Origin of the sequence: Algoriphagus lutimaris, from assembly GCF_017051705.1 — a bacterium.
Classification (GTDB): domain Bacteria; phylum Bacteroidota; class Bacteroidia; order Cytophagales; family Cyclobacteriaceae; genus Algoriphagus; species Algoriphagus lutimaris.
In genome coordinates this window covers 532086-544972 of the sequence record NZ_JAFIDJ010000002.1, presented here as the reverse complement: position 1 = coordinate 544972, position 12887 = coordinate 532086, and the positions used below count along the sequence as shown (strand labels likewise).

The 12887-nt window shown below is 39.5% G+C and carries 10 protein-coding genes; all 10 read right to left on the bottom strand.

The genetic code is table 11. The features are described 5' to 3' along the window. Window positions 1-88: 88 nt before the first annotated feature. Window positions 89-841, bottom strand: coding sequence for a hypothetical protein (locus tag JYB62_RS13175; protein ID WP_205645891.1), 753 nt, complete (start codon window positions 839-841; stop codon window positions 89-91). Between the two features lie 2 nt (window positions 842-843). After that, a complete protein-coding gene (locus JYB62_RS13170; protein WP_205645890.1) occupies window positions 844-1608 on the bottom strand; it encodes a hypothetical protein in 765 nt (254 codons plus the stop codon). Between the two features lie 4 nt (window positions 1609-1612). Continuing rightward, window positions 1613-2068 carry a nuclear transport factor 2 family protein gene (locus JYB62_RS13165; RefSeq protein WP_243431578.1) on the bottom strand — a complete coding sequence of 152 codons (456 nt, stop codon included), beginning with the start codon at window positions 2066-2068 and terminating at the stop codon, window positions 1613-1615. Between the two features lie 9 nt (window positions 2069-2077). Continuing rightward, complete coding sequence (locus JYB62_RS13160) at window positions 2078-2614, bottom strand: DsrE family protein (RefSeq protein WP_205645889.1); 537 nt, start codon at window positions 2612-2614, stop codon at window positions 2078-2080. A gap of 22 nt (window positions 2615-2636) precedes the next feature. After that, the gene (locus tag JYB62_RS13155; RefSeq protein ID WP_205645888.1) at window positions 2637-4670 is read right to left on the bottom strand and encodes a S9 family peptidase; all 2034 of its coding nucleotides are present in this window, start codon (window positions 4668-4670) and stop codon (window positions 2637-2639) included. A gap of 117 nt (window positions 4671-4787) precedes the next feature. Then, window positions 4788-6104 carry an APC family permease gene (locus tag JYB62_RS13150; protein WP_205645887.1) on the bottom strand — a complete coding sequence of 439 codons (1317 nt, stop codon included), beginning with the start codon at window positions 6102-6104 and terminating at the stop codon, window positions 4788-4790. Window positions 6105-6108: 4 nt separating this feature from the next. Continuing rightward, on the bottom strand, window positions 6109-7407 hold the full coding sequence (locus JYB62_RS13145; RefSeq protein ID WP_205645886.1) for an APC family permease: 1299 nt from the start codon (window positions 7405-7407) through the stop codon (window positions 6109-6111). Between the two features lie 142 nt (window positions 7408-7549). Further along, window positions 7550-9247, bottom strand: coding sequence for a gamma-glutamyltransferase (gene ggt, locus JYB62_RS13140; RefSeq protein WP_205645885.1), 1698 nt, complete (start codon window positions 9245-9247; stop codon window positions 7550-7552). A gap of 18 nt (window positions 9248-9265) precedes the next feature. Continuing rightward, window positions 9266-10912, bottom strand: a complete 1647-nt coding sequence (locus JYB62_RS13135) for an arylsulfatase (protein WP_205645884.1) — start codon at window positions 10910-10912, stop codon at window positions 9266-9268. Next, entirely contained in the window at window positions 10905-12824 is a 1920-nt protein-coding gene (locus tag JYB62_RS13130; RefSeq protein WP_205645883.1) for an adenylate/guanylate cyclase domain-containing protein, read from the bottom strand. The genes JYB62_RS13135 and JYB62_RS13130 overlap by 8 nt, the downstream gene beginning before the upstream one ends. Between the last annotated feature and the right edge of the window lie 63 nt (window positions 12825-12887).

Genomic DNA, 12887 nt, shown 5'->3' with positions numbered 1-12887 from the left:
TTCCTAATTATTTGTTTACATACATTCCAACTGAATTTTTCAGAAGGTTTATTAAGTAAGGAATATAATATCGATATTTTTCCAGAGATTACCGAGATTCTAGCTCAGTAATAAGGTCCTCTGCCAAAGTAAGTTGAGACTTATACTCCTGAAGAGATCTTCCCATCATTGTCCGAACAACAGCGACATTATTGATAAGAATATCCAAAATGTTTTTATCGGGAATTTTGAGGTACATTTCTTTGGTTACCGGCTTGTCAAATCGTAATTCTCCAGTTACTTCAAAATTGATCAGAGTACCTGCTAGCGGGACTAATTCCCATTCAGCCTTTTCAACAATTTCATCTCTAAAAACAGTTTTCTTCAACTGATTATCATAGGCATTCATTTGATTGACTAGCATTTGATTAAAATATCGAAGTGTTCCCGATGATTTCATTTGCGAATAGGTGCCATCTGTAGGGGAGAAAGGGAAAGTGGTGAAAACCGTCGTCATGCTTTTATAAATGGCTACTGTATCCCAAGATTCTTTTGGAGCGTGAAGCATTTGGAGGAAATTTTGGATCACCAGGTCTTTTTCTTCTGCAAACCTTATTGCTTCCTGTAATGCAATTCTGTCTTGTTTTAAATCCTCCAGCATCGATTGGGTAAGTACTTTGGCACTTTGTTGCTCCACATAGGATTCTCGAAGATTCTCTACAAAAAAACCGAGGACGATTGCTAGGAACAACATCAAAAATTCTTTGATATAGGATTCCCAGTTTCTTTTATCCAGATTTATGGATTGAATTAGCGGGCTTTTTTTACCTGTCGGCCCTTGGTTTTTTAAGGACTTTGCCATAGTCAATTTAAGTTATATTCTTCATGTACTAACCTTAATAGTTCTATGGCACTTTTTCGCAAGGATTCTGCTCGATTACTATTTCCCAAGGACATTTTAGATAAAAAATGGATTTGAAATGCCAACTCATTGATGGTGTTGAAATCATCGGTAATCAACTGAGGGTTCGTTGTAGGGAGGACAAATTTCATATTTGCATCCATGGTTGCATTAAGATCATTGGAATTAAATACTTTTCCTCCCATCTCCCTGAATGTAGATTTTGTTTTGTTTTCATTTTGGTCCCATTCTTCCACAATCCTTACTTTCTTTTCATAATTGAGTAATTCATCGACAATGTTCCTTTTTTTGATCAGGCGAAGATTTCCTGCATTTTTTAGCTGTTGAATGGTGCCATCAGAGTATATAAATGGTTCTTCGTTAAAGACTTGCCTTGCTAAATAGTATATCTGATTTCCAAATTGATTTCTTTCTTCAGAAAGAATCATTACCGCTAAAGAATCCATGCTTTTACTCCTTTCTTTCCTAAATGCTATATAGGTTTTAAGATTCGAGGTATCTGTTTTCAAGTCTTCAATCAGTGAAACCATGTATTCCTTTTCAATCTTTTGAGCACTGAGAGATTCCCGGTAATTTTCAGCCAGAAACCCACAAAATACTGCCAGAAAAAGCATGAAAAAATCTTTGAGATAGGAGACCAAGCCTCGCTTTTCTTTTGTTTTTTTGGATGTTGACTCTTTCTCCACCCCGTCATTCTTTCTCATCATTAGGTCAATTAGGTAGGGTTACAAATAATTGGGATTGAATTAGCCAAACTCCAGTTTCCTTCGTCCATTGAGCGGAATATTTTCCGCCTACAATCGATTCTTTTAACCCTTCTACAAACCCTTTCCAAGTTCCAGTTTCCCAGGCTAAGTTGGTTTCAGGATTTACCTTGATTTCATCTGGGGTTCTCACCCAATACATTCTAGGACCACTTGAATTTTTGATATATTCCATCAGCTTAGCTTTTCCTGATATCAAGGTTCCTGCTCCGGTAGTTATTAACACATCCTCAGTCAAGAACGTATTGTTAAGGACATCATCAAAATTTCTTAAGGCTTGATTGGATGCTTCCCTTTGGGTAAGGATTTGATTGATTTCGGTTTCTTGTCCAAATACTTGGAAAGTCAGAAGCATTAATAAGACTAAGAATAACCTGAAAAATGGCTTTGTTAAAGGCTTCATAGGGAAAGATTAAAGGGTAAACAATAGGTATCCTTTGTTCATCAAGTCAGTTGTCGCTGTAAACCGTGAAACTGCCATTTCCACTCCTGGATAGATCATTTCAGGGGTTAGGTCTTGCTTCATCATGGATTGTCCACAAACAATCACCCTGATGCCATGTTTTTTAAACTCGTCCAAGAGTTCACCGTTAGGGTTTTCTACTCCAAATCGCTTTTTGTATTCTTCGTTGGAAAGAACAATAGGTGTTGAACCAGAAAAAACCACGAAGGCCAGATCAATATTCTCTTTTGGAACCCCTGCATAAATATGCAGATTGTACATTCTGGCAGCGTAGTCTAAATCATCTGATACCTTTTTTTTGTCTTCTATCCTGTTGCTGAATTCGATGACGAATCGGTACTTCTTGTTGGGATCCGGTTTAATAGCTTCAAACGGAACTTCGTTGACGCCTCCATATCCCTGAATGGCTGGGTATACTATTCCTTGGGCATGTATGAATGCCATCATGGAACAAGTCAAAATCAAAGTAAATAGGAGCTTTTTCATGTCAATTTGAGTTGAAGGGAAGTTATTTTTGATCTCTGTAATGGTTGAACCAACTTAAAATAGAAGCCGATTTGCTCATCAGCATACTGGGTCTATCGACCAAACCGTGGGAGGCATTGGGAATGCGTACCATCGCAGTCTCTACCTCCTGTAATTTCAATGCTGCGTAGAATTGCTCCGACTCGGCTATAGGAGTTCGGTAATCTGCTTCTCCAGTCAGGAGCATGGTGGGAGTAGTTACATTTCCAACAAAAGTAATTGGAGAGCGCTTGGCATAATTTTCAGGTTCTTCCCATGGATTGCCGGGAAACCAGTATTTCGTAAAAAATGCTGGGTTATCGGCATATAGGACATGTGTGGACCAGTTGATCACGGGCTTTGCAACGACAGCAGCTTTAAAACGATCGGTTTTTCCTACAATCCAGGCAGTCAGCAAACCACCGCCACTACCACCAGTGACAAAGAGGTTGTCGGTGTCTATATATCCTTTTTCAATGACCGCATTCACACCGGACATCAAATCTTCATAATCATGATTCGGATAATCATGATGAATAGCGTTCCCAAATTCCTGCCCGTAACCGGTACTTCCTCTCGGATTGGAATAAAGCACAACATAACCTGCAGCGGCATATTGCTGAATTTCATACGAAAATGCAGGACCATACATGGCAAAAGGACCTCCATGGATTTCCAGAATGAACGGATATTTTTTATTTGGGTCAAAATTAGGTGGCGTTACAATCCATCCTTGGATTTTCAATCCATCAAAGGAGGATTCCCACCAGATTTCTTCCACTTTTCCTAAATTACGGTAGGAGAAAACATCGTCGTTTAGAGCTGTAATCCTTTTGATTTCCCCATCGGACCAAACCGCTAAATCGGAGGGATGTTCCGGGCCTCCCAGGGTAAAGGCAAACTTGTTATTATTAGAAACTGAAAAATCACCGGCATTGTAAGGTCTCCCTAGATCCAAGCCACCAAGCCCTTCTACTTCCGTTCTTATTTTGCCAGTAAGTGCTACATGCCCAACTTTTGTATCGCCAAATTCATCATATTGAAAATAGATTCCTTTTCCATTCGCTTCCCATTGTAGATTTCCAGCATCTCGATCCAGATCTGCAGTCAGGTTTTTAACCCCTGAACCATCCATGTTCATTATATAAAGATTTGTTACCTGATACCCTTGATATGAATCATCAAATCCTGTATATGCAATCTGTGTCCCATCAGGAGAAAGTACAGGCCCACTATCTGGTCCAAATCTCGATGTCAATGCGGAGACATTTCCTGAATGAAGATCGAGTTGGTAGATTTCGGAATTGCCAGGTTCCAAATCATGATTTTCATGAAGATTGGCGGAAAAAAACAGGCTTTTTCCATCTTTACTCCAAATTGGAGAACTGTAATTATTATCATCAAAAGTCCGTTGTCGAGCGGTACCTCCTGCTAGTCCGATCGTAAATATCTGAGCATTTCCTGCCTTGAAATACCCAGCACCATCACCACGGTAATTCATCTCATCAATATAGATGGGGGATTCATTCCAGTTTGCTCCTTCAGGCTTAGTTGGAATGTTCAGGATTGATTTTTTGGATTTGGGAACAAACTGAGTGAAAGCCAATTCCTGATTGTCATAGGACCAGGAAACAGGACCTGGTGCATTTGCAGAATTGGTTAATGCCACGGATTCTTGGGTGTCCAGAAAGAGGACAAAAAGCTTCATCTTATCATCTTGTTGATTGGATCTATAGGCGATTTTGGTGCCATCATGAGACCAGACTGGACCTAGATCCCGATGATTCCCTTGAGTTAATGGGCGGTTTTGAGTTCCATCAAGATTACTAATCCAGAGGTTTGAATAATCTCTGTCAGTCATGATGTCCTTGAAATTTCTGACATAAACTACTTTGGTTCCATCTGGTGAAATGGATGGATTTGTCACATACTCCAGATCAAAAATGTCTCTGAGTTCCAAGTTTGATTTCTGCTGGGCATTTAGCGGCATAGATGATACTAGCGCAAATACAGCTATTAGATAAAATTTAATATTCATATTTGGTTGATTTTTAGATAAATGGGTTGGGTTTATGGTTTGGAGCATGAATGGGGGATGATATTAATTTTACCAAAATTCTTTTGTCATATGAGTGAGGATTTTCTTGCAAAAAAGCTAGGTAAATTCTTTTTCCCTTTTGGTTTTCAAATAGTTAAGCATAAAATAAATCAGGGTTAAGGTGACAAGGGAAATTAAAACTCCCTGAATCTCCACCCATGGTAAGCGTGAAAAAACCCAGGCCAATGCAATCAAGGCAAATGTTCCAATAAAGTATCCTCCTTTTACTTTGAATACTTCTGGACCTGGTTTTTTATCTATTAACCTGAATTTAAAAAAGGCTAAAATTGCACCTAAATAGATCAGAATGGAATTAGCTGTAACTAAAATCAGTAAGTATCGAAAGGTTCCCGTGCTTGCAATTACTAATTCTAAAATTGCTAAGAAAAGAATAGCGATGGTTGGTGTGCCATATTTGGGATGAAGTTTTGCGAATATTTTTGGCAAAAGTCCATCTACAGCTCCAGCATAAAGAATCCGGTTCTTAAGTAAAAAAATGGAGCTAAATGTGCTCCATACTGCAATAAATGAGACAATAAGGATCAAAATAAACCCAATATTTCCAGCCAGATTTTTTGCTAATTCTGCAAGAGGGGCATCCTGATTGTCGACCAAAGTCTGGCCAAGGACTCCTTGAACCGCCAAATGGATTAAACAGAAAATTAAGACCACTCCAAATATTCCAATCACGAATCCTAAAGGTGCGGTCCGCTTTGGGTTTTTCATTTCACCCCCGATACTTAATGCTAATTCACCCCCAAGAAAAGCGAAAATTAAGAGGAGGGAAGCTTCTCCAATTTTGGAAAATTCAGGAAATCCAGTCCACATGATGTTTTCTAAATTGATTGCTGAAAGCCCAAAAATCATCAGTGCTAGAATTGCCAAAACCTTTGTGAAAGTCAGTAATTTTACAAAGACCATACTGTCCTTAATTCCTCGAATACTAAGTAGGGATATGATTCCCAAAATCAATAGGAAAAATAAGATTCTTACCCATGATTCCTGAATAAGCGGAAATGAGGTGGAGGCAATATCCGCCATGGCATTAAGCAATGCCGCACAGGCCAATACGGCTACTCCAAATAAATAGGTAATATTCGCTAGAAAACCAGCCAAAGGGCCAAATGCCCGCTCTATGTAAACATACATCCCTCCTGTATCGGAGATTCGACTACTTACTTCCGCGAAGCATAAGCCAAGGGCTAAAAAAATCAGTCCACAAAAAATATAGGCTAGAATACTTCCGTTTCCTAAAATAACAAATACCAAGGCTGGCAAGAGGAATATTCCACTTCCAATTGAGATACTAAGAACATTGGTGACTACGCCCAATATACCAATCTCACGTTTCAAGCCAGTTTGGTTGTTTCCCATCAAATCATGATTTTTTAGTTCGAATAGCTTTCACCATATAATAAATTACTGTCAATGCGAGGAAAAAAACGAAAAGACCTGTTTTCTCATATCCCGTCAAATTGGAAAGGAAAAAAAGAATAATACCTGCTGAAAGGATAGGCACCGTATTGCCGAATGGAATTTTGAAATCGCCTTTTTTGGCTTTTTGTTTTTTTCTCAACCAGATAACAGATAAACAAACTCCGAAATAAACCAACAGCATACTCGCTGAAGCGATAACCGCTAGTTGACGAAAGCCTCCCAATGTGGCCAGCGTAAAACCTAAACTCGCATAAAGTAGAATGGCCATGTATGGAGTTTTAAACCTTGGGTGAATTAATGCCAACTTATCTAGTGGTATGACTTTGTCACTGGCCAGTCCAAAAATTACCCTTGGAAGATTAAGGATTTCTCCGCTTAACATACCGAACATGGAAATTCCAGCGCCTACTAATAAAACAGAATACCCTATTGGTCCAAAAACCACGTTAGCCACTGCCGCTAATGGAGCCTCCTTATACTCAGGTAATTGATCTCCCATGACGCCTTGTGCCACGGTTTGAATTAAGACATATAGGATTAATACAAATAGAATTCCAGTAAAAATTGCTTTTGGAACGGTCTTTTGAGGGTTTTTGATTTCACCTCCAACTGATAAGCCTGCATCGCCACCCTGAAAAGCAAAGAACAATATTAGACAGGCCTGTCCAAATTGATTAAAAGAGGGAGCTGTTTCCCAATAAAGGTTGGAAAATGATACATCTTTCCAACTAAAAATTATCAATAATAAGATGGGGGTGAGTTTTGCAACCGTATTGATTTTGACCAAGCCGATTCCTTGTTTTATTCCTATGACATTGAGGAAAGCCAAACTGGAGAAAAACACAAACATTAAAAGGAATCTATTGACAGGGTCTGTAAAAACTGGAAAAGCTAAGCCGATCAACTCCACTAAGGCATTGGCCACAGCTGCATCAGAAAAGACACTGCCAGCCACTATAAAAATAGCTGACAAAAACCCGGGGTAAGGACCGAATGCCGTTTCTATATAAGCATACCCTCCTCCAGATCGGGTGACTTTACTTCCTGCCTCCGCGAAGCAAAGCATGACCAAGGCAATCAAGAATCCACAGAATAGGTAGACGATGATTCCCGAGGAACCCATGATTTCCGCAACAATGGCCGGCAAGACAAAAATCCCTGCCCCTACTATAATGTTGACAATGTTGGCAGAAAGCCCCCAGACGCCAATTTCTCTTTTTAAACCTGTTTCTTTTTCCACCTGTATTTGTTAATAATTATCGGTTAATTCCTTGTTTGTATTCTAAATCTCCAATATCAGCCTGAGCGGAGTCGAAGGCTATTTTTTCCTGATAATTCTATTCTGAATACTGCCTACTGCGACTGTCTTCTGCCTACTGAATTTAATATCCTCTAGCCGCCCCATCTTCACTTGAAGAATCAGCTGCGCCCATGTATACTTTTAAATTGGAATCGTATGTGATCCCCATCAATACTCCAATATTGGTAGTGGGCCTTAAAGTATGTCCCATTTCTTCCAATGCCTTTCTAGTATCTGGAGATAGTAGATTTCTTTCGTAGAGAATTTGATCTGGTAACCATTGATGATGGATTTTCATGGCCTCAATGGCCCGGTCTATTCTCATGTCATACACCAATACATTGAGCACCGTTTGAAATACGGTATTGATGATGGTTCTTCCTCCTGGGCTACCAATGACTAAATAAGGTTTTCCGTCTTTGGCTACAATTGTGGGTGTCATGCTTGAAAGCATGCGTTTTTCAGGAGCTACCAGATTAGGGGTGGAGCCAATAAGTCCGGTAGAGGTTGTTACTCCGGGGATGGGATTGAAATCACCCATCTCATTATTGAAAATAAATCCGAGTTTGGAGGATCCCATTTTGACTCCATAAGAATTCTCCAAGGTATAGGTCATGGAAATGGCATTTCCATCTTTGTCAACTACCGAGAAATGGGTAGTATGATCGCCTCCATAGAGCTGCCCGAATTTTGATGAATCACTTTTAGAAGCATGTTTTAAATCCAGGTTTTTGAATCTTGCTTTGGCAAATTCCTTTGAAATCAACTTTTCAACAGGCATGTCGGGATTGAAGTCCGGGTCTCCTAAAAACTCTGCTCGATCTGCGAAAGCTCTTCTCATAGCTTCGGCTACCAAATGCACATAGGCAGTAGAATTAAATTCCACGGAAGAGATATCTGCTGCTTCCAATAAGTTCATCATCTCGATCAATGCAACGCCGCCGGAACTTGGAGGTGGCATAGAGAAAATATCAAATTCTTTAAACCTGGTTGTTACTGGCTTTCTTTCTATCGCCTCATATTTGGCCAAATCCTCTTGGGTGATGATTCCTCCATTCGCCTCCATATAGGCTTCAATTTCTGCTGCTACTTTTCCTTTATAGAAACCATCTCTGCCATGTTTTTTGATTTCTTCCAGAGTTTTGGCTAATGCTGGTTGCTTCCATAGTTCTCCGGGAGTAACCACTTCGCCATCAGTGTTTCGGAAATAATCTTTCATGATATCCCAAGATTCATCTCCCTCTGACATTCTCAAGGCCGCCTTATATAAACCCCAGGACATGGGAAAGCCTTTTTTTGCCAATTTAATAGATGGTTCAACTAAGTCTTTCCAAGGTAGTTTCCCATATTTTTGATGGGCTTGATAGAGTCCTGCCACTGTTCCTGGAACTCCCACAGACAATAATCCGCGATGATTGGAATTATCTTTGATTTTGCCATCTTCCCCTAAAAACATCGTGGGGCTAGCAGCCAATGGAGCCTTTTCCCGAAAATCAAAAGTGGTCACTTCTCCATCTGAGGGTAGGTAGACGATGAAGCCTCCTCCACCGATATTTCCCGCTTCAGGGTGGGTTACTGCCAATGCAAATGCAGTGGCCACTGTGGCATCTATGGCATTACCACCTTTTTTTAAAATTTCTACTCCCACTTCTGAGGCTAAATAATGGTCCGAAACTACCATGCCGTTTTGACCATAGGTCTGGGCAAAAAGGTAAGTTGGAAGGAATGTGCTTAAAAGTAGGCTAAGAGCTAAATAATTAAGGTAAGGGTTAATCTTCATGTAAAATATACTGGTGGTTTAATTTGATTCTGGACTTGGAGTGGGGTAAACGACTCCAACTTCTTTGGAAAAGCGTTCCCACTCGGCCAGCATTTCTTGGTATTTTTCTGGGTAGATTTCCTTCAAATCTTGCTGCTCTGCGAGATCAGTTTGGAGATTCATCAACTGGAAATTTTCCAAAAGAAATGGCCAATCAATATTCACAATTTTCCAATCTCCTTTTCTGATCATAGAATAACCTTCAAGCTCCAATCCAAAGACAAAGGTAGAATCGTGTACTGTAGTTGATTTTCCTGAGAGTAAAGGTAGAATTGATTTGCCAAGTAAGGGCTTTACTACTTTTCCTTTCCATTCATTTGGGTATTGTACATTGGCCAACTCATAGAAGGTAGGTGCAAAATCCATTAAAGTCAGGAATGAGTCATTGATTTTTCCATTATTTTCTACTCCTGGTCCCGCAACGATCATTGGAGTGTTGATACCCCCTTCTGTGGTATAGCCTTTAAAATATTTGAAAGGTGAGGATCCTGCTTCAGCCCATTGAGCTCCATAGGAAATAAAAGAGTTTACTTTTCCCATTTCGGAATATTCATCAGAATAGTGTTCTTTAATGAAAGGTCCCAAGCTCTCATGGTAATAAAAATCCTCCGCAGCAGCGCCATTGTCTGACATAAATACTATCAGCGTGTTCTCGTATTGTCCTGTTTCCTTTAGATGATTAATCAATCTTCCAATGTTGTAATCCAGGTTATCTACCATGCCAGCATATAATTCCATCTTTCGGACCTCCTTTTTTTGCTCTTCTGGAGAAAGAGAATCCCAAGCCTTAACACTGGGATGGGTTTTTGGAAGTACGGCATCTTGAGGAATCATTCCAGCTTTCTTAAGGCTTTCAAATCGTTTTTCTTTTAAGGATTCATACCCATCATCATAGCGTCCTTCATATTTCTTCCAGTATTTTTCATCCACTTGTAATGGCCAATGTGGTGAGGTGTATGCTGCAAAAGTGAAAAAAGGCTTTCCATCTTCCCTGTGTCGATCAATGTATGAAATAAGTTTGTCTGTATAAAAATCGGTGGAATAATCTCCTTCCTTCCAGTCAGCTTTTTCTCCATCTTCGGTATAGCCTGTAATTGCAGATTCTGAGAAGATGCCCAAATTACTATAATGATTTGCTGCCCCTTCCCCGTTGATCGAAAAGGAATGCTCAAAACCTTTAGCCATAGGGCCATCTTCCAACCGGTCTCCTAGATGCCATTTACCTGCCATATAGGTATGGTATCCTGCAGATTGAAGCAAGGCTGGCAAGGGTATGATTCTATCTGTTAAATGACCTTCGTAACCTGGAATTTGAGTTTGTAAACCTTGTACTCCCATACCAGCAATATGGTTATTATTGCCTGATAATAACATAGCTCGGGTCACTGCACAAAGAGGAGCAGTGTGAAACCGGCTAAACCGGATTCCACTGGCAGCCAATGCATCAAGATTAGGTGTTTCAATATCTCCACCATAGGCCCCCATATCTGCGTAGCCTAAATCGTCCGCTACAATTAATAAAATATTAGGGCGAGAATCTTCTGATCCGTCATCTAGTTGGTTATTGGTACAGCCGAAGAACCATAAACTAACAAGAATTACTAGCCCAAGATTTTTTCTATTCATCAATTTTCTTTTCATAAGATTCTAAATACCACATTTTCATTTCACCTTTTCCTTTTACAGGTAGGATTCCTCTTTCGGTAAAGGTGAAATGCGGATCCTCTTTCAGTAATAAATAGGTGTTTTCAGAAATATTTATTCGGTTTATTTCGCAATTTGCCTCCATTCTTTGAGCAGTATTTACCGTATCACCCCAGATATCATATTGGAACTTCTTGATCCCTACTATTCCTGCTACAACTGGCCCCGTATTGATTCCACAACGCATATCGAATTTGATTTTTTTGGGAATATTTGGGTCGGCATTTCGCTCATCAATAAATTTCTTCATCTGAATTGCCGCTAAGGCAACTTCTTTAACTCCAGCTTTGGAATTGAGTCCCCCAGCTGCCATGTAGGCATCCCCGATAGTTTTGATTTTTTCTAAACCTAGGTTTACAATGATCTCATCAAATGTTTTAAAGCAAATATTCAATTCTTTGACAAGTTCTTTTGCGCTGAGATGTTGGGCTTTTTTAGTGAAGTCGGCAAAATCTGTGAAAATGACAGTGACTTGATCAAAGTCTCGGGCATCCGAACTTCCTGTTGCTTTTAGTTCCTCTGCCACTTCTGAAGGTAGAATGTTTAGCAAAAGTTTATCTGATCGATCCTTCTCTTTTGTAAGAACTTCTTTTGATTTTTTAATGAATTGATATCGAAGAAAAAGTCCAACAACGAGTAGGAACAGGAATAATCCGGAAATCATGAAAATGATCTTACGGCTTCTCTCTAATTCGAGACGTTCGTTGAAAATCAAGTCCCGCTCTCGCTTTTCCTGCTCATTTTTGATACTATCTAGAATCTGTTTTTTCTCGAATTCATAGTTAAGCATCATTTGGGTGATACTTTTTGTGTTCGATTCATTCAAGATACTATCCTTAAGTAAGGTTGCCTCCTTTAAATAAGCTAATTCAGCACGATAATCCCCCATTTTTTCTGCTACCTCTTGAAGTCGTTCATAAGCCATTCGAAGTACTTTTACTTCTCTTGCTTTCTGGGCATGTTCCAATGATTTATCAGCATGGTATTTAGCTTTTGACAACTGATCAGTTTTTTGATAAAGATTGGCAAGTCGGTTATGAGTATAAGCAAGGCCGCGAGAATAGCCTAAAGAATCTCGAATTCGGAGTGCCTCAAGTAAAGTTTCTTCGGCTAGCTTTAGGTCTCCTTTGTTGGCATAATTATTACCCAAATTACTGAGGGCTAAACCTATGGAATAGGGGTTTTCATCCTCTTTTGCATATTCTAAAGAGAATTTATGGTAATAAATAGCAGAATCAAGCGGGCCTGTGTGTTCAAATATGATGGCTAGATTGTTATAGCTACTTTGAATGTTTTCTGGATTTCCTAAGGAGATATCCATTTCCAACGCCTTTCTAGCATGATAAAACGCCTCCTCGTAATCATGTTGATCGTAATAAAGCAAACTGAGATTCGAATGGGAAGAAGACACTCCAGTTAAATTGCCTGTGGACTCATATATGTCCATGGTGGCTTGATGATTTTCAACCGCTTTTTCTATATCCCCGAAGCGGGCATAGGTGTTAGCCAGAAAGTTATGGGCTCTTGCTTGCTCTAACTTCAAACCTAAACTATCCATTTGGATAATCATGTGCTCGATTAATTCTGTATCGGATTGAGTAGGATCCCGTTCTTGAACGCTCAGCGCTTTATAAAACTCACCGATAAGCAAGCCAGGCTCATTTCCTTCATTTTTGGCGAGAAGAATCGCTTCATCCGCAAATCGTATGGACTCCTCATAGTTGTAATCTGAATAATAGGAATAAGCCTTTGAAAGGAGGCTATCTAAGTTCTGACCTTTCAGAGAAAAAGAGAGGATGAAAAGTAGAATAAATAAAAACTGAAATTTTGCCATAGCCAAAAAAATCTCATTCCCAATCCATAAGATTAGAGGTTAAATATTTAAGATTCAATAATT

Excerpts from the sequence above, each read along its gene's own strand:
- JYB62_RS13165 (WP_243431578.1), bottom strand. The coding sequence starts at position 2,068 with ATGAAGCCTTTAACAAAGCCATTTTTCAGGTTATTCTTAGTCTTATTA.
- JYB62_RS13135 (WP_205645884.1), bottom strand. The coding sequence starts at position 10,912 with ATGAATAGAAAAAATCTTGGGCTAGTAATTCTTGTTAGTTTATGGTTC.
- ggt (WP_205645885.1), bottom strand. The coding sequence starts at position 9,247 with ATGAAGATTAACCCTTACCTTAATTATTTAGCTCTTAGCCTACTTTTA.
- JYB62_RS13170 (WP_205645890.1), bottom strand. The coding sequence starts at position 1,608 with ATGATGAGAAAGAATGACGGGGTGGAGAAAGAGTCAACATCCAAAAAA.
- JYB62_RS13150 (WP_205645887.1), bottom strand. The coding sequence starts at position 6,104 with ATGGGAAACAACCAAACTGGCTTGAAACGTGAGATTGGTATATTGGGC.
- JYB62_RS13160 (WP_205645889.1), bottom strand. The coding sequence starts at position 2,614 with ATGAAAAAGCTCCTATTTACTTTGATTTTGACTTGTTCCATGATGGCA.
- JYB62_RS13130 (WP_205645883.1), bottom strand. The coding sequence starts at position 12,824 with ATGGCAAAATTTCAGTTTTTATTTATTCTACTTTTCATCCTCTCTTTT.
- JYB62_RS13155 (WP_205645888.1), bottom strand. The coding sequence starts at position 4,670 with ATGAATATTAAATTTTATCTAATAGCTGTATTTGCGCTAGTATCATCT.
- JYB62_RS13175 (WP_205645891.1), bottom strand. The coding sequence starts at position 841 with ATGGCAAAGTCCTTAAAAAACCAAGGGCCGACAGGTAAAAAAAGCCCG.